This is a genomic window from Desulfoscipio sp. XC116, assembly GCF_039851975.1.
In the GTDB taxonomy this organism is placed as follows: Bacteria; Bacillota; Desulfotomaculia; order Desulfotomaculales; family Desulfallaceae; genus Sporotomaculum.
In genome coordinates, this window is record NZ_CP156660.1 from 1,380,510 (window position 1) to 1,401,851 (window position 21,342).

Consider the following 21,342-nt stretch of genomic DNA (forward strand, 5'->3'; position numbering starts at 1 on the left):
GCATATTATCGATAAAAACCCTTAACCGGTGCCGGGTTAAGGGTTTTAAGGTTTATCAAATTCCAAGACTCCCACTTATAGAAGCAGGGGGTTCCTATTCATCGTTATCAGTATTGTTTGAAAAACGCCCGCTATTCGGCTTGAAAGGCGTTTCTATCGGTTGTTCATTGCTATCGTCTCTTTCAGGGTTGGACATGCTTTCTTCTGCATCGTCAGTCTCTTCAGGTGTCACAAAGCTGTCCACACCATGTACATCACAAATTTTGGTTGGCACTCGCAGGTTATAATCTGCTACCGCAGGTGATACGGTATATGGCAGCTTAAGCATTACCCGGGTAATTCTTTCCGGGCAATACTGGTTGGGCAGTAAACCCGTGGTAGCGCAAACCTCGGTTAATACATGCACATCATCAGTTTTAGTCGGCACGGTGCCGGATGCAAACAGATCGGTCACCATGTGCTCCGGTGGTGTATTGGGGCCGGGCAAAAGTCCCGACTTGCTGTCCACGGTGGCCGATGTCAGACCCTGCGGTCTGATAAAATCACGGGACTCAATCCCCTGGTGCGCCTGCTGCATAACCTCTCGCCATATTTTAGCGGGATATGTACCCCCATAGCTGGTGGGCATCTTAACCGGAATGTCATAACCGATCCATACTACACCCACCAGGTCGCGGGTATAGCCGGCGAACCATATATCCTTACCCTCGTCGGTAGTGCCTGTTTTCCCTGCCGCTGGACGACCGATTTGTGCACCTGTGCCGGTACCTGATTGAACAACCGATTTCATCATATCAGTCATTAAATAAGCTGTAGTTTCTTTCATGGCTCTGTGGGGAGACTGCTCCGCTTCAAATAAGACAGTGCCGTCGTAATCTTCCACGCGTAAAATGGATGTGGGGTTGTTATATATGCCATTGTTGGCAAAGGTAGCGTACGCGGCCGTTAATTGTATCGGTGTTACCCCGTGGGTTAATCCGCCCAATGCTATGGCCGGTCCCGTAGGGTCAATATTAATGTTCATTTGGGCGGCAAACTTAACGGCGTTGGGAATTTTAACATGATCCATGAGCAGTTTTACCGCTGCAATGTTAACTGAATGAGTGAGTGCCGTACGCAAGGTGATCAAGCCTCTATAACCGCCGCCTGAGTTTCGCGGCGAATAGTTGCCGTAACTGTTGTAAGTGACCGGTGCATCGTCGATGACACTGGCCGGAGCCATGCCCATGAACTCAATGGCCGGGCCGTAGGCCAGGATTGGTTTAATGGCCGAGCCGGGCTGTCTGGGGGACATGGTGGCTCTGTTCAGCGATCTTTGGTGAGTATGTTCCCGACCGCCCACCAGTGCTTTAATATCACCGGTCCCGGGGTCCATAATTACCATAGCTCCTTGAGGCTGCAATACTCCGTTGCTATCTTTTTGGGAAGCCGGGAAATTAGCATTGTTGGCCAGAGCCTTTTCCGCATAAGTCTGAATTTGTGGGTCAAGGGTGGTATATACTTTCAATCCCCCCCTAAAGACCTTCTCATCACCAAACTTATCTGCCAATTGTTCAGTAACGTAATCCACGAAATACGGGTAGGGGTACCTGCTGGCACTGGGGTCGCTATGTTTTAATTCAACCTCTTCCGTTTTGGCCTGTTGGTAATCTCCTTCACTGATAAAATTATAACGGTACATATTGTCCAGTACCTGGTCGCGATGGGATATGGCCGCATCCATATTTTGATAGGGCGAGTAGTTATTGGGTGATCTAATCAATCCCGCCAGTAAAGCCCCCTGGGCTATTGTTAAATCACCGGCATCCCTGCCGAAGTAAGTTTGGGCCGCGGCCTGTACGCCGTAGGCTCCTTCGCCAAAATATATCCGGTTTAAGTACATGGCCAGAATTTCTTCTTTGGAGTACCTATTCTCCATTTTAAAGGATAAAATGGCTTCCTGAATCTTTCTTTTGATAGTCCTTTCCGGGTTTAAAAACGATAGCTTAACTAATTGTTGGGTAATAGTGCTGGCGCCCTGAAAATTGCGTTCCATGCCAATAATATGCAAGGCGTCGTTAATAGCGGCCCGGGCTATGGACTCAACCCTTATGCCGTGGTGCTTATAAAAAAGATGATCTTCAGCAGCTAAAAAAGCTTCCTGAACATGCAATGGAATTTTGTTTAATGAAACCTGAGTCCGGTTTTCTACGCCAATTTGGGTGACCAGCTTATTATTGCTGTCGTATATCTGGGTGGTGGTGGCTGGTATTAAATTTGCTTCATTAAATGCAGGTAAATCTTTTATGCTTACCAATAGCAATCCTGCTAAAGCACCGGCTGAAATTAAAAAAAGTATAATAAGTATAAACAGTATAAACCTGGTAGGATTGAGTTTTCTTTTTTTGCGTTTTTTCTTTGCGGTCAAACAATATTCCCTCCTTTAGGGAATTCTCACCCTAGTTTATAAACGCAATTATACCATACTACTAACAAAAGTATTAGCACAGAAATTGCCACCTGTAACTGATCTTGCATATTGATACAATCTAAAGATTGAGGCAAGGAGAGGAGTAATAATTAAGATGTTCGGCGTCGATGAGCGGTTGGTAATAATTAGAAGGGGTCAAAAAACAAATCCGTGCAGGGTACGATAATTAAAGCGATAAAAGAAAATTTATACGTATTATGCTTTAACCCGAAAAATATTCGGTTTTTTTTTTGCTGTTGTTCCATATAGATATAACATAGACCGTTGTGGAAAACGGAGGTGACCTGGTGTTTAGAAGGAAGAGACCCGTAAAAAAAATATTACTTTTTACATCATTGTTCTTATTAATAGTAGCGGTTTATTTTTTCCTGGATAGGCGGGTGCGTCCGACGCTTTTTTCTATTGCTGAGATCGAAGCAACCCACATGGCTGTGGAGGCGATTAATCAAACTGTGCAAAGAGAAGTTTCCAGTGGTAATATTGACTACCGGGACTTTATAACGGTGCACCGGGACTATAATGGCCGGGTGGCGTTAATGCAGGCTAATACTATATGGATAAACCGAATGGCTGCCGATATTACATTGGAAGTGCAGGATAAATTACAGGGTTTAAATGCGAAACAAGTGTCAGTGCCTATGGGCCAGATGTTGGGCAGTTATATATTCGCCAAAATGGGACCACATGTAAAGGTTGGGATCTATCCAATGGGTACGGTTAGCGTAAGTGTACAGGATTGTTTTGAACAGGCTGGCATTAATCAAACCAGGCATAAAATATATTTGGATTTTAAAACGATGGTGCGGGTAGTAATACCGCTGCGCAGTGGTGAGGTTAAAGTTGCGACCAAAGTTCCCGTGGCGGAAAGCATTATTGTGGGGGATGTTCCCGAAGCCGTAATTAATATACCGGGAGGCGTATTGGGGGTTGATAATAAGTAAAGTGAGTTGGGGAGGCACGTTGAGGATCAATATATAGTATAGCGGTTAGCATTAATATTTAAAACTAATAGAAAATGTGTTAGTTATGTATAAAAGCTGATAAATCAATAATAATACCATTAGCAGCTAAAAAAGTATTGACAGCTAACTATGTAGGTGCTAATATATAAAAGTCGCTGTGAGCCGTGATGTGAGCGCTAAAGATTCTTAAAATGTTGTTGACATCAATGCTCTAAAGTGATAAAATAACAAATGTCGCTAAATAAGCGGTCAAGTAATAAGGTCCTTGAAAACTAAACAGTGCAAAGAGATGGAAACGGACGCCGGACGTGGTTGGTTATTAATAACCGAGCCAAGCGACGGCGGCCAATCAAACCTCGTCAAACGAAGCTAAAAGCCAAAGCCAAACAGCAGCGGTTTTTAGCAAACGAATAAACGAGTAAATCATAAAACGAGCAGATTAAACTCACTTAAAAAGCAAACGGGCACAAGCTGCTATAAAGTCATCCAGCCCAATAAGGCTGGGCAGCCTAAAGCAGACCAAACCCGCTTAGCATAAACTTTTATGGAGAGTTTGATCCTGGCTCAGGACGAACGCTGGCGGCGTGCTTAACACATGCAAGTCGAACGGGGTTTAGCGAGGAGTTTACTTCTTGCTAAACCAAGTGGCGGACGGGTGAGTAACGCGTGGATAACCTGCCCCATAGCCTGGGATAACGCCGGGAAACCGGTGCTAATACCGGATAAGTTCATCTGGTTGCATAACCGGATGAAGAAAGGTGCAAACCGCTACAGGATGGGTCCGCGTCCCATTAGCTTGTTGGTAGGGTAACGGCCTACCAAGGCCGCGATGGGTAGCCGGCCTGAGAGGGCGACCGGCCACACTGGAACTGAGACACGGTCCAGACTCCTACGGGAGGCAGCAGTGGGGAATCTTCCGCAATGGGCGCAAGCCTGACGGAGCAACGCCGCGTGAGTGATGAAGGTTTTCGGATTGTAAAACTCTGTCCAAAGGGAAGAAACAAATGACGGTACCTTTGGAGGAAGCCCCGGCTAACTACGTGCCAGCAGCCGCGGTAAAACGTAGGGGGCGAGCGTTGTCCGGAATTACTGGGCGTAAAGGGCGTGTAGGCGGCTTGCGCAAGTCAGTCGTGAAACCTATCGGCTTAACCGGTAGCTGTCGATTGAAACTGTCGGGCTTGAGTGCAGAAGAGGGGAGTGGAATTCCCAGTGTAGCGGTGAAATGCGTAGATATTGGGAGGAACACCAGTGGCGAAAGCGGCTCCCTGGCCTGTAACTGACGCTGAGGCGCGAAAGCGTGGGTAGCAAACAGGATTAGATACCCTGGTAGTCCACGCCGTAAACGATGGGTGCTAGGTGTTGGGGGTATCGACCCCTCCAGTGCCGCAGTTAACGCAATAAGCACCCCGCCTGGGGAGTACGGCCGCAAGGCTGAAACTCAAAGGAATTGACGGGGGCCCGCACAAGCGGTGGAGTATGTGGTTTAATTCGACGCAACGCGAAGAACCTTACCAGGTCTTGACATCTCCTGCCAGCTGTGGAAACACAGTCTTCTTCTTCGGGAGACAGGAAGACAGGTGGTGCATGGTTGTCGTCAGCTCGTGTCGTGAGATGTTGGGTTAAGTCCCGCAACGAGCGCAACCCCTACCTTTAGTTGCCATCAAGTGAGGTTGGGCACTCTAAAGGGACTGCCGTTGACAAAACGGAGGAAGGTGGGGATGACGTCAAATCATCATGCCCTTTATGATCTGGGCTACACACGTACTACAATGGCCGGTACAGACGGACGCGCAGCCGCGAGGTGAAGCGAACCCGAGAAAGCCGGTCCCAGTTCGGATTGCAGGCTGCAACTCGCCTGCATGAAGTCGGAATCGCTAGTAATCGCAGGTCAGCATACTGCGGTGAATACGTTCCCGGGCCTTGTACACACCGCCCGTCACACCACGAAAGTTGGCAACACCCGAAGCCGGTGAGTTAACCTGTAAAGGGAACAGCCGTCGAAGGTGGGGTCGGTAATTGGGGTGAAGTCGTAACAAGGTAGCCGTATCGGAAGGTGCGGCTGGATCACCTCCTTTCTAAGGAGATTATGTGGTGGTTACTGGTATAGCCATAACCCACCACCTAAATCCTAGGTCGGACATCTCTATAAAACGCACTGTTTGGTTTTGAGGGACTACACAGCGACGCCAGACAAAAGTCAGGCGTCGCAAACAGTCTCCGAATTAAAAAAAACGGATAAGCCGAAGGCATTGGACAACCGCTAAAAAAGGTCAGCCAAGCCCCGAAAGCAAAACTCCGCACGTTCCTTGAAAACTGCACAGCGAAAGCAAGCAAGTATAAGTAAAGCACAGGTAAAAAGCACAAGACGCCGAAGACCAAAAGGTCAAGCTAGAAAGAGCGTACGGTGGATGCCTGGGCGCTAAGGGCCGATGAAGGACGTGGTAAGCTGCGAAAAGCTACGGTGAGCCGCAAGCAGGCATAGACCCGTAGATCTCCGAATGGGGCAACCCGTTACCAGTAACGAGGTAACATCTTATGTTGAACACATAGACATAAGAAGGGCACCCGGTGAACTGAAACATCTAAGTAACCGGAGGAGAAGAAATCAACCGAGAACCCCCAAGTAGCGGCGAGCGAACCGGGGCCAGCCTAAACCTATTTCGCGTGCGGAATAGGGGTTGCGGGACTCTCACAACGGACTGACAACCTTAGCCGAACCCGCCAGGAACGGCGGGCCACAGAAGGTAACAGCCCTGTAGGCGAAAAGGCAAGTCAATTCAGAGAGCATCCCAAGTACCGCGGGACACGAGAAACCCCGTGGGAATCAGGGAGGACCACCTTCCAAGGCTAACTACCCTTAGCGACCGATAGTGCACAAGTACCGTGAGGGAAAGGTGAAAAGCACCCCGGGAGGGGAGTGAAACAGAACCTGAAACCGTACGCTTACAACCAGTCAAAGCACAATTAACGTGTAATGGCGTACTTTTTGTAGAACGGACCGGCGAGTTACCTTTAGCGTGCCAGGTTAAGGCTGATCAAGGCCGTAAACCGCAGCGAAAGCAAGTCTAAAAAGGGCGTCATAGTACGCTGAAGTAGACCCGAAACCGGGTGATCTACCCATGTCCAGAGTGAAGCGGGAGTAACATCTCGTGAAGGCTCGAACCAACCGTCGTTGAAAAGGCGGTGGATGAGGTGTGGGTAGGGGTGAAATGCCAATCGAACCCGGAGATAGCTGGTTCTCCCCGAAATAGCTTTAGGGCTAGCCTTGTACAAAATAGCCGGAGGTAGAGCACTGAATGGGCTAGGGGCCTTCACCGGTTACCGAACTCAATCAAACTTCGAATGCCGGACTATTAAAGTACAGGAGTCAGACTGCGGGTGCTAAGATTCGTAGTCGAGAGGGAAACAGCCCAGACCGCCAGTTAAGGTCCCTAAATCGTGCTAAGTGGCAAAGGATGTGAGGTTGCCCGGACAACCAGGATGTTGGCTCAGAAGCAGCCACCATTTAAAGAGTGCGTAATAGCTCACTGGTCAAGTGACCTTGCGCCGAAAATGTAACGGGGCTCAAGCACGGTACCGAAACTGCGGAATTCAGCAATGAATTGGTAGGGGAGCGTTCCCATTGGATAGAAGCTATACCGTAAGGAGTAGTGGACTGATGGGAAGTGAGAATGCCGGTATAAGTAAGCGCAAAGGCAGGTGAGAATCCTGCCCGCCGAAAACCTAAGGATTCCTGGGGAAGGCTCGTCCGCCCAGGGTAAGTCGGGCCCTAAGCCGAGGCTGAAAAGCGTAGGCGATGGACAATCGGTGGAGAATCCGATACCACCTTAAAGCCGTTATAAGGATGGGGTGACACAGCAGGGCAAGCCAAGCGCGCGGATGGAAAAGCGCGTCCAAGCTCGTAGGGCGAACCGCAGGCAAAACCGCGGTTCAAGAAGCCTGAGAAGTGACGGGGAGCGAAAACAAGTAGCGAAGTGGCTGCACCCAAACTGTCAAGAAAAACCTCTAACGAGGCTCTAAGGTGCCCGTACCGCAAACCGACACAGGTAGGTGGGGTGAGAATCCTAAGGCGCGCGAGAAAACCCTCGTTAAGGAACTCGGCAAAATGACCCCGTAACTTCGGGAGAAGGGGTACTCCATTAGTGTAAAGACATTAACTGTCAGAGCATGAAGGAGTCGCAGAGAAAAGGCCCAAGCGACTGTTTACCAAAAACACAGGTTCCTGCTAAATCGCAAGATGACGTATAGGAGCTGACGCCTGCCCGGTGCTGGAAGGTTAAGGGGAGAGGTTAGCGCAAGCGAAGCTTTAAACCGAAGCCCCAGTAAACGGCGGCCGTAACTATAACGGTCCTAAGGTAGCGAAATTCCTTGTCGGGTAAGTTCCGACCCGCACGAAAGGCGTAACGATTTGGGCGCTGTCTCAACGAGGGACTCGGCGAACTTGTAATGCCGGTAAAGATGCCGGCTACCTGCGACAGGACAGAAAGACCCCGTGGAGCTTTACTGCAGCTTGACATTGGATTTTGGTATTGCATGTACAGGATAGGTGGGAGGCTGAGAAGTTAGGGCGCCAGTCTTAACGGAGCCACCGTTGGGATACCACCCTTGTGATATTGAAATTCTAACACCGGAGCCTGAATCGGCTCCATGGACAGTGTCAGGTGGGCAGTTTGACTGGGGCGGTCGCCTCCCAAAAAGTAACGGAGGCGCCCAAAGGTTCCCTCAGCGCGGTTGGAAATCGCGCGGATAGAGTGTAAAGGCAAAAGGGAGCTTGACAGCGAGACCAACAAGTCGAGCTGGGACGAAAGTCGGGCTTAGTGATCCGGCGGCATTCGCGTGGAAGAGCCGTCGCTCAACGGATAAAAGCTACCCCGGGGATAACAGGCTTATCTCCCCCAAGAGTCCACATCGACGGGGAGGTTTGGCACCTCGATGTCGGCTCATCGCATCCTGGGGCTGTAGTAGGTCCCAAGGGTTGGGCTGTTCGCCCATTAAAGCGGTACGTGAGCTGGGTTCAGAACGTCGTGAGACAGTTCGGTCCCTATCCGTCGCAGGCGCAGGAAACTTGCGAGGAGCTGTCCCTAGTACGAGAGGACCGGGATGGACGGATCACTGGCGTACCAGTTATCGCGCCAGCGGTAGCGCTGGGTACCCAAATCCGGCCGGGATAAGCGCTGAAGGCATCTAAGCGCGAAGCCCCCCTCTAGATAAGGTTTCCCATCCAGTTAATGGAGTAAGACCCCTGGCAGACTACCAGGTAGATAGGCCGGGCGTGCAAGCACAGCAATGTGTGCAGCGGACCGGTACTAATAGGTCGAGGACTTGACCTTAAATTCGGTGCTCTGATTTTGTTACGGAAGTTGGCGGTTGGTTGCCGTTAGGCGATAAACCAACCATACTGCTGCCGGATACAAGATAGTTTACTTGTTGAAATAAAACTTGCTTAGCTGTGCATTTTTGAGGGAACTGCTTGACAAATACCTAAGCAATATGTTTAGATAATATACGTGACATAGTTTAATGAGGTTTCCTAAAAGTTTATAAAGTTTTCCGGTGACCATACTGAAGAGGATACACCCGTTCCCATCCCGAACACGGAAGTTAAGCTCTTCGAGGCCGATGGTACTTGGGCATCTGCCCTGGGAGAGTAGGTCGTCGCCGGAATTAATTTTAAGCAAACCCCCTGGTTTTATTGCCGGGGGGTTTTATCATACTGATGGGAAGCAATGATGACGCTTCATCTGCCTTGAAAAGGCCAAAAAATCAGTTTAGATTTTTTGGCCTTTTGCAATAGTAATTACTGCAGTACGGAAATTCCTTATCTTTTTTTACTTTTTGCTTTGATAAATTTCCTGGCGTTTTTTATACCACCCATACTGGAAAACATGGCATTAATTTTTTCTGTCTCAATTTGCCTTGAACTCATTCCATCGTATTTTACTTCTTTTTTAAGTTTTCGGTAGCTTTCCAATCGTTTTTCCGTAAGTTCACCATTTTGGATAGCTCTCTGCACTGCGCACCCCGGTTCATTTTGGTGGGAACAGTCACAAAATTTGCATTGCTTAGATAGCTTATCAATATCTGCGAATGCTCTTGATAAATCAGCACTTTCAACCCCCAGCTCTCTCATTCCGGGTGTATCAATGACAATTCCACCGTTTTGAAGAAGCAGTAGCTGTCTCCGCGTAGTGGTATGTCTGCCTTTACCATCCTTGCGGATATCGCTGGTTTGCAGGATTTCCCCACCTGCCAGACGGTTAATTAGTGTAGACTTACCCACACCGGAGGAGCCAATAAAAGCTACAGTTTTGCCGGGTTTAATATATAACTGAATACTTTTGTATCCGTTCTCCGGCATAGCCGAAGTGACCAGTACATCTACGCCAATTGCCACAGACGAAACCTGTGCTAACTTCTCCTGTAAGTTTTGGCAAATATCAGATTTGGTTAGCACAACTACAGGCACAGCGCGGCTATCCCATGCGATGGATAGGTAGCGCTCCAACCGCCGCAGATTATAGTCATTATTCAGTGCCATGCAGAGAAATACTGTGTCAATATTTGCTGCCACTATTTGTGTGCCGTTCTCCGTTCCTATCGCTTTGCGCTCAAAGGAACTCTTTCTGGTGAGAACATGGTGAATAATTGCATTTCCTTTTTTATTATCACTGCGGTCAAGCATCACAAAGTCTCCCACCGCAGGATAATCAGATAAGCGGGCGGCTGCATATCGAAACTTACCGGATATTTCTGCCGAAACATTTTCCCGGTGGGTAACTGCTTGGTATAAATTCTTGTATTGCGAACAAATTCGGCCCATAACCAAATTTGGATATAAAGTTGCTTCCTGTATAAAGCGTTCGCTTATGCCATATTTTATTAAAATATTATCCGTCAATACATTTTCCTCCTCAAAAATGATTAAATCACTCTTTGGGAGGTTTTATGTGTTTATTTTACTTTACACGCACCTCCCTGTTATATACAATGGCTGCAATATCCGTTGTTTTATACATAAATCAATATCCCCTTTCGTTATAATCGCCAATAGTATACATGATTTTTAAATTTTTTGCCACTGATGAAATTGAATGCCGCTGCTTAGTACAAGATAATTTTACTTGCCAAGGAACTTATCAAGCCGTATATATTTGAAAGAACTATGGGCTAACCAAGGTGTCGGGTGTTTTTGTAATATGCGACCTTTAAATTTTATCTACAATTGGTTTGCTAAATAGTGTATTATTAGTCTAGAGGTTCCTAGTAATAAAATATTTGGCTAAGATGGGGTTGAATAATGATTTTTTCATTGCTTTGCATTGGAGCCGTGCTGGTTATTGTTGTTTTTGTCGTTATTATAGCAGCTACAGAACTTAAGGCTGAAAAGAATAAGGGGGAGAGAGAAGTGGTTAAAAATATTTATATATATTTGGTTTTATTCGCCACATTGATGATGACTATCGGCGGAAGTGTGGGAGTTTTTATGGCAATAGCCGATATAGTGGCACCTGTTCCCTACCACCAAACCTTTGAGGAATTTAAACGTTTCGATGTTGAAAAACACGCTGGTACGGATACAATAGATAAACAAGCAAGTCCTTCAGAAGAAAAACTAAAACAACAATATGAAGCAATGGTTTTAGCGGAAAAAGAAAAGCAAGCTAACAGAGCCAAGAATAATCTTATTAAAAGCTTTGGCTGGATTATAATTCCGTTACCGGTTTTTATCTACTTTCAACGTCGCTTGGTTAATAAAGAAATCTCATGACTAATCCAGCTTTTTAAGAACACCTTGACTTAATACCAGGTTACTAGGTCCGAGGGGGCAATGTTCTATTTATTAAACATTGCAACAGTAGAAAGACGGCTTTTTAATATTTAACCTGAATTCGTGTTGCATCTTGCGCAAAATATTAGGGAAGGTGGTTCCGGGGATGATAAATAAGATTAAGACAATGAGGTTGAATTATCTTCAAACAAGACTTATAGAGTTGGAAATAGATGCTGCTATCCTCGTTCTTTCTAGAGATATTCTTTATTATATCGGAACAGCACAACCTTGTATTTTAGTAGTAACCCAAAACGATTATTTTCTGATTGTAAGAAGGGCATTGGATTTTGTATTAAACGAAGCATGGATAGATAGTAGTAAAATTCTCAACGGTGGTAGCTTTAAGGAAACATTGTTAAAAATAAAAGAAATCGGCATAAATAAAGGAAAATTAGGATTAGAATTGGATGTTATTCCTGCAGAACTATTTTTAAAGATAATGAGAATATTTACTGATTTCGAGTTCGTTAATATTTCAGAAGAAATAATGATGCAAAGAATGAAAAAGGATCAGGAAGAAATCGGCTTAATTAGGACAGCTTGCAACATAATGAATGCTGGCCACCAAAGAGTCCTTGACGTGCTTACCGAAGGAATGACAGAGCTAGAACTTGCGGCAGAAGTTGAATATGCTCATAGAAAAGTCGGGCACGAAGGAATATTGTCTATGAGAAATTTTGATTTTTATATAAGTCGTGGTCCGCTTTCTTCTGGTGAAAACTTGTTTAAGGTAAGTGGTTTTTCCAATACAATTACTGGTATAGGTCTGAGTCCGGCAGTACCCGCTGGACCGTCTTTAAGAAAAATAAGAAGTGGAGATATAATTATAGTTGATATACCTACTTGCCACCAAGGCTATCATTGCGATGAGACGCGTACATATGTATTAGGTAAAGCCTCTGCAGAGGTGACGGATTTATTTAAGGTTCTTAGGGACGTTTCAGATAATGTTATCGCTTCTTTGAGAGAGGGAGTTAAATGTAGTGAAGTATTTGATAAAGCGTATTCTTGTGCTAAGCGATGGGGTGCCGAAGAGTACTTTTTGGGGCTGACACCGAGGAAGGGCAACTTTGTTGGTCATGGAATAGGTTTAGATGCCAATGAACCACCTATATTATTTGAAAAATCAAACTTTGAATTAAGAAGTAATTTTGTTATGACTATTGAGATTCATTTGACCCACCCGGAACATGGTGCGGTAAAATTGGAGGATATGGTTTTGATAAGAGAAAATGGATGTGAAATACTATCTGTTACTAAGAGGGAACTATTTGTAGTATAAATGATTAACAGTGTAGCCTTGGCTTAAAGCCTTAACGTTCTTTTTAGGGTTATTATACAATATATAGATAGAACAAAACCGCTGGCGCGGTGCTATTAACTGGTTCAGGGCCGATTGCCAAAGTGATTCTGAAACATTTTTAGCCTTGGTTATATACTCTTCTTGTGTATGGATGCTTTTAGACCTCTAAGATCCATATCAAACATTGCTTGTTCAAGCAATGTATTCCTGGAACAAAGTGCAAAACGGGTTTATCAGGGTTGGATGTATACCGGTAATTTGGCTAGCTAAGGCAAAAGCGAATATATAACTATTGTTAGCAGAAAAGACGATATGCTTATGTTCGGCGGGAGAACGTTTTTCCGGTACAGGTTGAGGACGCTTAATGAAAACCCGAAAATTTTACGATTCGGTAGTGGTGGGGTTGCGTGACATCTTCGAATCATGGCCGATAAAACTTTTAAATTTCCCATAGAGCAATCTGTATCTTAACCGCATACGTTTTCCTGGCTTATGATCACGATAAGGATTTAAGCACAGGGATTTTTTTGTAACTTTTTCCGGGGTGCGATAGTAAGATTATGCATACCATTTGCCTAATACAAAAAAAATATGATAAAATAACAACGCGCGTTTATATATGCTTGAATGGAGGCGAAGAACTTGGTAGGCGACCTGGCTGGAAAAATAGAGAATTGGCTGCAAGAACAAATTAATAATGGAGGGGCCAGGGGTTTTGTCGTAGGACTAAGCGGTGGTATTGATTCAGCGGTTACGGCGGCATTATGTCGCAATGTTTGTCCCAAAACAACTTTTGGTGTAATTATGCCTTGCTATAGTAATCCCCAGGATGCCCAGCATGCTGAATTACTGGCTAGATCAATAGGTATTGAGTATGAAACCGTACAATTGGACAAACCATTTGCGGAAATGGTAAAATTACTAACTGGTGAAAATTATAACCCGGAGAAGAAGGACCTGGTTATTGCTAATATAAAACCACGTCTTAGAATGACAACACTTTACTATCATGCGGCCAGAAGGCAAAGCCTTGTGGCTGGCACCGGCAACCGTAGTGAGCTTACCGTGGGCTATTTTACAAAACATGGCGATGGTGGTGTTGATTTGCTGCCTATTGGCAACCTGGTAAAAAAACAGGTTTTCGAATTGGCTGAATTTCTCAATATCCCGGCTCCTATAATTAATAAGCCACCTTCCGCCGGTCTGTGGGAGGGACAGAGTGACGAAAAAGAAATGGGCTTCACATACGAAGAGCTGGATAGATATATCTTAACGGGGCAAGCTGAAGATGAATTAAGAAGGAAAGTAAACAATCTGGCTATGAAGAGTATGCATAAAAAACAATTACCGGCCATGCCTCCCTCATAAAAGAGTATTTTCCGATGAAGAGGTGATGAATTAGGTGTCAGGGCATTCTAAATGGTCAACTATAAAAAGAAAAAAGGCTAAAGTTGATTCGCAGCGAGGGAAAATTTTCACTAAAATAGCCAAGGAGATAATTGCCTCTGCCAGGCAGGGCGGAGGTGACCCGGAGGCTAATTTACGATTAAAGAACGCCATTGCTAAAGCCAAGGAAGAAAATATACCTAACGATAACATACAGAGAGCCATTAAGCGGGGTACCGGTGAATTAGGCGGTGCTAATTATGAGGAATTAACCTACGAAGGTTATGGCCCCGGAGGGGTTGCCGTAATGCTCGATATTATGACGGATAATCGTAACCGTACGGCTGGTGAAATAAGACATTTATTTTCCAAGTACGGCGGCAACCTTGGTGAAACCGGTTGTGTTTCCTGGATGTTCGATACCCGCGGGGTACTGATTATTGAAAAAGCCAATCTGGAAGCGGACACTGATGAGTTTTTGCTTACCGCTCTTGACGCCGGTGCGCTGGATGTCAAGGAGGAGGACGACAGCTTGGAAGTAATCACTGAACCGGATGCTATGAACCAGGTGGCTGAAACGCTGGCAGTTGAGGGGATAAAAATAAGCCTTGCGGAGGTAACCAGGATACCTCAAACTACTGTAATGATTACCGGCAGCCAACAGGAGCAAATGCTTAAGCTGATGGATATGCTGGAGGACCATGAAGATGTACAGGAAGTTTACGCTAATTTTGATATTGTAGATGAAGAATAGGTTGCTGTAACAGCAACCTATGTTACTTTTTGTATAAAATGGCAATAATCCTTTTATTAACATATTTAGCCCGTGTAATATGGGGTTGGCATGCATTGCCTATTATATGCCTGTTAATAAATAATAAAGGAGTATTGCCATGATAAATAAGCTATTTGGTATGATAGCAGCGGCTGCGTTGGTGTTTTTAGTGGCTATGGTTGTATATTTTACTTTAAGTACTGTCAGCGACCCGGCCATGAAGCCCATATTTACCGGTGACAAGGTGGAACCGTTGATTAAATCCACCACTACTGTGCGCCAGGAGAAGGAATACACAGCCTGCGGTGATGTGGAGGTATATTACCGGGGTCCGGCTGCGCCTGATTTAATTGGCTTGGATGAGCATCGCCTGCAGATGAAGTTTCCCCGGCAGGATGGTTGGGATGTTGCCATGCAAGGCGATGAAGTGGTTATAACAAAACAAATAGATGGTTTGTGCGGTATGCATAAGGAGTACAGACACTTAGGTATTCATGATGGTCAGCTGGCTGTTTATCAGGGTCCGCTGGGCTATGATGAAATATTGTTGCGTTTGGAGACAGGTATAAACATTGACCTTTTGCCGGAAGCGTTTCTGAATAAGCTAAACAAAACCGACGCTTTTCAGAGTTTAAGCGCTGATGAAAGGCTTGATTTGCAAAATACACTGGAGTTCACTGATGAGCAGTTGCTGAACGCCTTGCTGGAAAATTTGGACGAATATAGCAACTCATAGACAGAACACATGTTGTGGTTAGCCGGCTATTTGTGTTATTATGGGGAGAGCAAGGCTTCCGGGCTGGGTCCCGTATAGCCGCAGTTATGTGTTTATAACTTAAACAAGGCAGATGCGGAGTGATTTAATGCGTGTTTTGGGGGTAGACCCCGGAATCGCTATTACCGGCTTTGGTATTGTGGACTATGCCGGTAATAGTTTTACACCTGTGGCCTACGGTTGTATACGAACTGCGTCGGATATGCCGCCGCACTTAAGGTTATATAAATTATATAATGAGTTAAAGAATTTAATAGTTAAATATCGTCCCCAATGTTTGGCTGTGGAAGAGTTATTCTTTAACAGTAATGTACGTACAGCTATGTCGGTGGGCCAAGCCCGGGGAGTGATTATACTGACGGCGGCTCAGGCTGACCTTGCAGTTTTTGAATACACGCCTTTACAAGTGAAACAAGCTGTGGTGGGACGCGGTCGGGCAGACAAACAACAGGTACAATATATGATTAAAATTATACTGAATTTAACGGCTGTTCCCCGGCCTGACGATGTAGCCGACGCGTTGGCTGTGGCCGTTTGCCACGTCAATAATAGCAGTAGCCTAATTGGAAAATAAATATGATTAGCGATACATAAATACATATATAGGATCTGTAGTTGTTATTTAGACCATGATGCCGCAAGAGCAGCTTAGTAGAAATGAAAAGTTTAAGGCGATGTTAGGTGGGCGAATCTGTATGATAGCGTTTTTAAGGGGCACTGTGGCCAACGTGGAAACCGACGCAGTAGCGCTTGATGTGCATGGTGTTGGCTATAAGGTTAACGTAACTGCCGCGTGTGCTGCCGGTTTGTCCGGGCTGGGTGAGCAAGAAGTTTTTTTACATACGCATATGATTGTCCGGGAAGATGACATGCAGCTGTATGGCTTCTTCAGCACTGACGAAATAAATGTTTTCCTGCTGTTGTTGGGAGTGAACGGTGTGGGGCCGCGGGCCGCTCTGGCCGTTCTGTCTCACTTAACGCCGCGGGGACTGGCCCGGGCTGTAACGCTGGAGGATATATCGGCACTTACTAAGGTGCCGGGAGTAGGTAAAAAGATTGCTCAGCGGATTGTGCTGGAGTTAAAGGATAAATTTAAAAAGTTAGGCGTTAAACTAACCGAAACGCTGCCACAGCAGGGTGAAGCAGCGGCAGCCGGTGTTCTGGATGATGCCTTGGCCGGTCTTTTGGCACTGGGCTATGGTGCAGGTGAAGCTCGGGAAGCTGTACATCGGGCAAGGGAATCAACACTGGATAAAACAGCTGGTGTGGCCGAGTTAGTCAAGCTGGCTCTGCGTTTTTTGGATAAAACCAAGTAGGCTGCATAGTGTGAAGTTTAAATAAATCACCAAGTCCGAAAACGCAAATACATATCTACATCTAAACAAAGTATAATTATTGAAATAAAAGGAGGAGCGGGCCGGGCGGATGTTTTTCAAAAGCGTGTTCACATCGATTGCACCTTTTAGCCTGTGCTAACCGGTATCAATGGCAACATGATCATTAATGCCTGTCTAGCGCCCGGAATGTGTGGTATGGGGGACTTAAATAAAGAAAGAATAATAACGGCTGCCCTGAGGGAAGAAGATACGGATACCGAGGTCAGCCTGCGCCCGCGCAAACTGAGCGAATATATTGGACAGGATAAGGTTAAAGAAACTATTGGTATATTTATTCAAGCCGCTTTGCAGCGTGGCGAAACGCTGGATCATGTGCTTTTATTCGGCCCGCCAGGTTTGGGTAAAACTACGCTGGCCAATATCATTTCCAATGAGTTGGGCGTTAATATCCGTACTACCTCCGGGCCGGCTATCGAACGTCCCGGGGATTTAGCGGCTATTTTAACCAACCTGCAGCAGGGAGATGTTTTGTTTATTGATGAGGTGCACCGCCTCAGCCGTACGGTGGAGGAAATACTATACCCGGCGATGGAGGATTTTTCCCTGGATATTATTATTGGCAAAGGGCCCGGGGCCCGTTCCATAAGAATTGATTTGCCTCGTTTTACACTGATTGGCGCCACTACCAGGGCGGGTTTAATGACTTCTCCCCTACGGGATCGGTTTGGCGTGATTAGCAGACTGGATTATTATCGTACCGTTGACCTGGTAACTATTATCATTCGAGCGGCCAGAATCTTAAACGTGGATATTGACGGCGGCGGTGCGGAGGAAATCGCTCGTCGGTCTCGCGGCACTCCACGCATTGCCAATCGCCTGTTGAAACGGGTGCGTGATTATGCTCAGGTTAAGGCTGATGGGGTGCTTACCCGGACTGTGGCCGTCGAGGCGCTGGAGTTTTTTGAAGTTGATCCGCTGGGACTGGACCAGGCTGACCGCCGGGTATTGTCAGCGGTGATCACCAAGTTTGCCGGCGGTCCCGTGGGGGTGGAAACTATTGCGGCGGCTACCGGTGAGGAGGCGGGCACCGTAGAGGATGTTTATGAGCCTTATCTGTTGCAGTTGGGTCTTTTAGCCCGTACTCCGCGTGGCCGGGTGGCCACGCCTGCCGCCTATAAACATTTGGGTGTGGAGATGCCCGGAGCAAAACAGCCCACGTTGTGGTAACGAAGGAGAATGGTCAGTCATGAAAATTTTATTGCATGCCTGCTGTGGTCCCTGCACCATTTACCCACTGAAAAAATTAAGGTCTGATAACCATAAGGTTTATGGCTATTTTAGTAACCCCAATATACATCCCTATACAGAGTGGCGGAAAAGAAAAGAAACCTTGCTGGATTATGCCCGGGACAATGATTTACAGATGATTGTCAACGATGATTACGATTTGGATGGCTACCTGCGGGAGGTAGTGCATCGGGAAAGCGTACGCTGCCGGTATTGTTATATTATGCGCCTGCGTCAAACGGCCAAAGTGGCGAGGCATGGCAAATTCGACGCTTTCAGTACCACATTGTTGGTCAGCCCCTTTCAAAAACATGACTTAATTGCTGAGATCGGCCGTGCCGTGGGTGAAGAAGCGGGGGTGCCCTTTTATTATACCGATTTCAGGACGGGTTATCGGGAGGCTACGGAGATATCCCGGTCGCTCAATATGTACAGGCAGCAGTACTGCGGCTGCATATACAGTGAAAGGGAACGCTATGACAAGAAATATAAAAAATAAACTAAAAGAGCCGTGAGACATGGATCATGGAGGGATCATCATGAATTCCCCGGCAGGTTTAGGTAAAATCACTTGCTGTTCAGAAGATAAGGTCTTTAGCTATAGATGCGTGATTGTCGGCTCAACTATTTATCCGAACATTATACGCGTTGGCAGGAAAAAATTCTTTTTTGTCGAACTTTCCACGATATGGTTATGCGGGGGAGGTTCTTTTTTTATGGCGGGAAGGTATATAGTTAAACGCTTTTATTCGAAGTTATGGATATTTGCGTTATTGCTGCTGATTGTCTTATGGCCGGGCGGACCGGCTTGGTGTGACGTACAGGTTGTTCCCCATACCGTGCGGGTGGGGCTCATGCAAAACGTATCGCAGGTGTCCATTGTTTTGCAAGGTGAGTACAGGCTAATCAATGTTGATACCGGCCAGGTGATTGGTGAGAGCGGAGCAGGCCGTTGGACGGTGGAAAATGCAAATGGTCTGTGCCGGGTGCTAAAAGACGGTGCATATGTGGGCCTGTACAATGGCCCCGTTAAGGCCGATGGCATTGCTGCCTCTGAAATAAACATATTATCCGGTGCTGATATGCTGTTGTCTAAAGACTCTCCGGCGGACCTGACGGCACAGGGTGCCGATGGTTTTGAATACCTGGGTGCAGACAGGGCGGGCTGTTACGTGCTGGGCGAGAGCGGTTCGGTCAAGCAGCTTTCCAGGGGAGGATTAAATATCGCCGGTGTGGAAAAGGGCGGTCAATTAAAGCATTACCGGGGCAGCTTAGAAATCAGGCCTGCTGAAAACGGCCTGACGGTGATTAACGAATTACCCATTGAACAGTATTTGTATGGCGTAGTTCCGGCGGAGATGCCCGTGTCTTTCCCCGAAGAAGCGCTGAAGGCCCAAGCGGTGGCGGCCCGCAGCTATTTGCTTACCCAACTGGGCAACTATGCCAGTTATGGGTTTGATGTATTGGACGGTCAGTCCAGCCAGATGTACCAAGGTTATGACGGCGAAAAACCGGCTTCCAGCATGGCTGTTGATGCTACCAAAGGCCTGGTATTGACCTATCGCGACCGGCCGGTGGAAGCATTTTTCCATTCCTCCAGCGGCGGTTATACTGAAAACAGCGAAGACGTCTGGGGTGATGCATTGGGTTTTATTCGAACTAAAGAAGATTTCTTCGATAATAACAGTAAACATTATAACTGGTCGGTTACTTATTCGGCCGGTGAGTTGGTAACGTTAGTTAACCGGCAGTTAAAACAGTATGTAAATAGCAGCGGGTTTACCGGGTTGACCGGTATAACCGATTTAAAGGTACTGGAATATACCGCTTCAGGTCAGAGGGTTAAAAAGCTGTCGATTGAAGGTATTGACGTTGGGGGTGGTCCACAAGCATATACTGTTGCCAATGCTGACCGGGTGCGTACTGTTCTTGGCCTGTGCAGCGCATTATTTACCATGCAGAAGCAAACCGATGACAGTGGTTTGATTAGCAGTATAACATTCACCGGCAGTGGTTTGGGGCACGGGCTGGGCATGTCACAATACGGAGCAGCCGGTTGGGCCGATCAAGGTTATAGTTTCCAGGATATTTTGCAATACTATTATACAGATATAAAGCTGGCGGAAAACTACGGTATGTAAAGTGTTGCTTTGTTATCGCGAAATTACTTAATAGTAAAAGGGGTACGGCATGAAGGTAGCCGATTTTGAATATTTCTTGCCTGATGAATTGATTGCCCAGGATCCCGCACCCGTTCGGGATGAATCCAGGCTGATGATATTGCCTAAAAAAGGAGGGGAACCTCTACACGGGTTATTTAAAGATATTATTGATTATATAAGGCCGCAGGATGTGCTGGTAATCAACGATACCAAAGTGATTCCGGCGCGTCTTTGGGGTAAAAAAGAGGGTACGGGAACAACTATAGAGGTGTTGCTGCTGACCCGCCGTGATGAGCACATCTGGGAAACGCTAGTGCGTCCCGGGCGGCGCGTCCCGCCTGGGACTAAAATTATATTTGGCGATGAATTGACGGGTACTGTGGAAGCTGTGGCGGATGAAGGATGTCGGTTAATTAAATTTCATTATCAGGGTGTGTTTGAAGAACTGCTGGACAAGTTGGGGGTTATGCCCCTGCCGCCATACATAAAAAAGCAGCCTATGGACCCCGGTCGTTATCAAACCGTATATGCCCGGGATCCCGGCTCGGCCGCCGCGCCCACCGCCGGGCTGCACTTTACGCCGGAGCTGCTGCAAAAAGTAAGGGACCGGGGCACAGCGGTTGTTCCCGTGCTGCTGCACGTGGGGTTGGGTACTTTCAGGCCGGTTAAGGTAGACGAGGTAACCAGCCACCGGATGCATGCCGAATTTTATTCCGTGCCGGAGGAAACAGCGCATGTAATTAATGACACCAGGATCCGGGGCGGCCGGGTGATTGCGGTGGGCACCACTACCACCCGGTGCCTGGAAACGGCGGCACAAGATACAGGTAAGGTGCAGCCGGGGGCGGGGCGGACGGAAATATTTATTTATCCCGGTTATCGTTTTCGGGCCGTGGACGGGCTGATTACAAATTTTCATTTGCCCCGCAGCACATTACTCATGATGGTTAGCGCGCTGGTGGGCCGGGAGCGGCTGTTGGATACTTATAACCTGGCAGTGCGGATGCGCTACAGGTTTTTCAGTTTTGGCGATGCTATGTTAATAATATGATCT

General features: G+C 46.7%; 14 protein-coding genes and 3 rRNA genes. 15 read left to right on the top strand and 2 right to left on the bottom strand.

What is annotated here, in order from left to right:
* Positions 1 to 94 precede the first annotated feature (94 nt).
* Positions 95 to 2,407 (bottom strand): penicillin-binding protein 1A, encoded by a 2,313-nt coding sequence (locus tag ABDB91_RS06530; protein ID WP_347490791.1) that lies wholly within the window; start codon positions 2,405 to 2,407, stop codon positions 95 to 97.
* Positions 2,408 to 2,757: 350 nt separating this feature from the next.
* Here ABDB91_RS06530 and yunB point away from each other — a divergent pair, with 350 nt between their 5' ends.
* The 4 genes from yunB (at position 2,758) to rrf (ending at position 9,096) form a co-directional block, all read left to right on the top strand.
* Positions 2,758 to 3,411 (top strand): sporulation protein YunB, encoded by a 654-nt coding sequence (gene yunB / locus ABDB91_RS06535; RefSeq protein ID WP_347490793.1) that lies wholly within the window; start codon positions 2,758 to 2,760, stop codon positions 3,409 to 3,411.
* A 562-nt stretch (positions 3,412 to 3,973) separates the two neighbouring features.
* Positions 3,974 to 5,507: ribosomal RNA gene (locus tag ABDB91_RS06540) — 16S ribosomal RNA — on the top strand.
* 306 nt (positions 5,508 to 5,813) lie between these two features.
* Positions 5,814 to 8,762, top strand: a 23S ribosomal RNA gene (locus ABDB91_RS06545).
* 219 nt (positions 8,763 to 8,981) lie between these two features.
* Positions 8,982 to 9,096 (top strand): 5S ribosomal RNA (gene rrf, locus ABDB91_RS06550).
* Together the 16S, 23S and 5S rRNA genes form the textbook arrangement of a ribosomal RNA operon.
* Positions 9,097 to 9,250: 154 nt before the next feature.
* Here rrf and rsgA read toward each other — a convergent pair.
* Positions 9,251 to 10,330: a ribosome small subunit-dependent GTPase A gene (rsgA, locus tag ABDB91_RS06555; RefSeq protein ID WP_347490794.1), complete on the bottom strand. Its 1,080-nt coding sequence runs from the start codon at positions 10,328 to 10,330 to the stop codon at positions 9,251 to 9,253.
* Positions 10,331 to 10,729: 399 nt separating this feature from the next.
* Between rsgA and ABDB91_RS06560 the strand changes: the two genes are divergently transcribed.
* From ABDB91_RS06560 to queA, 11 genes are all read left to right on the top strand, one after another.
* Positions 10,730 to 11,200, top strand: a complete 471-nt coding sequence (locus tag ABDB91_RS06560) for a hypothetical protein (RefSeq protein ID WP_347490795.1) — start codon at positions 10,730 to 10,732, stop codon at positions 11,198 to 11,200.
* Between the two features lie 166 nt (positions 11,201 to 11,366).
* Positions 11,367 to 12,545, top strand: coding sequence for a Xaa-Pro peptidase family protein (locus ABDB91_RS06565; RefSeq protein WP_347490796.1), 1,179 nt, complete (start codon positions 11,367 to 11,369; stop codon positions 12,543 to 12,545).
* A 663-nt stretch (positions 12,546 to 13,208) separates the two neighbouring features.
* Positions 13,209 to 13,934: an NAD(+) synthase gene (nadE, locus tag ABDB91_RS06570; RefSeq protein WP_347490797.1), complete on the top strand. Its 726-nt coding sequence runs from the start codon at positions 13,209 to 13,211 to the stop codon at positions 13,932 to 13,934.
* Between the two features lie 34 nt (positions 13,935 to 13,968).
* The gene (locus ABDB91_RS06575) at positions 13,969 to 14,706 is read left to right on the top strand and encodes a YebC/PmpR family DNA-binding transcriptional regulator (protein ID WP_347490798.1); all 738 of its coding nucleotides are present in this window, start codon (positions 13,969 to 13,971) and stop codon (positions 14,704 to 14,706) included.
* Positions 14,707 to 14,845: 139 nt separating this feature from the next.
* Positions 14,846 to 15,463, top strand: a complete 618-nt coding sequence (locus tag ABDB91_RS06580) for a hypothetical protein (RefSeq protein WP_347490799.1) — start codon at positions 14,846 to 14,848, stop codon at positions 15,461 to 15,463.
* 127 nt (positions 15,464 to 15,590) lie between these two features.
* Positions 15,591 to 16,076: a crossover junction endodeoxyribonuclease RuvC gene (gene ruvC / locus ABDB91_RS06585; protein ID WP_347490800.1), complete on the top strand. Its 486-nt coding sequence runs from the start codon at positions 15,591 to 15,593 to the stop codon at positions 16,074 to 16,076.
* 121 nt (positions 16,077 to 16,197) lie between these two features.
* Positions 16,198 to 16,818 (top strand): Holliday junction branch migration protein RuvA, encoded by a 621-nt coding sequence (ruvA, locus tag ABDB91_RS06590; RefSeq protein WP_347490801.1) that lies wholly within the window; start codon positions 16,198 to 16,200, stop codon positions 16,816 to 16,818.
* A 216-nt stretch (positions 16,819 to 17,034) separates the two neighbouring features.
* Positions 17,035 to 18,066, top strand: coding sequence for a Holliday junction branch migration DNA helicase RuvB (ruvB, locus tag ABDB91_RS06595; protein WP_347490802.1), 1,032 nt, complete (start codon positions 17,035 to 17,037; stop codon positions 18,064 to 18,066).
* Positions 18,067 to 18,085: 19 nt separating this feature from the next.
* Positions 18,086 to 18,625: an epoxyqueuosine reductase QueH gene (locus ABDB91_RS06600; RefSeq protein ID WP_347490803.1), complete on the top strand. Its 540-nt coding sequence runs from the start codon at positions 18,086 to 18,088 to the stop codon at positions 18,623 to 18,625.
* 217 nt (positions 18,626 to 18,842) lie between these two features.
* Complete coding sequence (locus ABDB91_RS06605; RefSeq protein WP_347490804.1) at positions 18,843 to 20,267, top strand: SpoIID/LytB domain-containing protein; 1,425 nt, start codon at positions 18,843 to 18,845, stop codon at positions 20,265 to 20,267.
* Between the two features lie 49 nt (positions 20,268 to 20,316).
* Positions 20,317 to 21,339 (top strand): tRNA preQ1(34) S-adenosylmethionine ribosyltransferase-isomerase QueA, encoded by a 1,023-nt coding sequence (queA, locus tag ABDB91_RS06610; RefSeq protein WP_347490805.1) that lies wholly within the window; start codon positions 20,317 to 20,319, stop codon positions 21,337 to 21,339.
* The last annotated feature ends 3 nt before the right edge of the window (positions 21,340 to 21,342 follow it).

What these genes read in the sequence shown, in the direction of transcription:
- ruvB (WP_347490802.1), top strand. Translation starts at nt 17,035, where the DNA reads ATGGGGGACTTAAATAAAGAAAGAATAATAACGGCTGCCCTGAGGGAA.
- queA (WP_347490805.1), top strand. Translation starts at nt 20,317, where the DNA reads ATGAAGGTAGCCGATTTTGAATATTTCTTGCCTGATGAATTGATTGCC.
- ruvC (WP_347490800.1), top strand. Translation starts at nt 15,591, where the DNA reads ATGCGTGTTTTGGGGGTAGACCCCGGAATCGCTATTACCGGCTTTGGT.
- ruvA (WP_347490801.1), top strand. Translation starts at nt 16,198, where the DNA reads ATGATAGCGTTTTTAAGGGGCACTGTGGCCAACGTGGAAACCGACGCA.
- ABDB91_RS06605 (WP_347490804.1), top strand. Translation starts at nt 18,843, where the DNA reads ATGGCGGGAAGGTATATAGTTAAACGCTTTTATTCGAAGTTATGGATA.
- ABDB91_RS06580 (WP_347490799.1), top strand. Translation starts at nt 14,846, where the DNA reads ATGATAAATAAGCTATTTGGTATGATAGCAGCGGCTGCGTTGGTGTTT.
- ABDB91_RS06565 (WP_347490796.1), top strand. Translation starts at nt 11,367, where the DNA reads ATGATAAATAAGATTAAGACAATGAGGTTGAATTATCTTCAAACAAGA.
- ABDB91_RS06560 (WP_347490795.1), top strand. Translation starts at nt 10,730, where the DNA reads ATGATTTTTTCATTGCTTTGCATTGGAGCCGTGCTGGTTATTGTTGTT.
- ABDB91_RS06600 (WP_347490803.1), top strand. Translation starts at nt 18,086, where the DNA reads ATGAAAATTTTATTGCATGCCTGCTGTGGTCCCTGCACCATTTACCCA.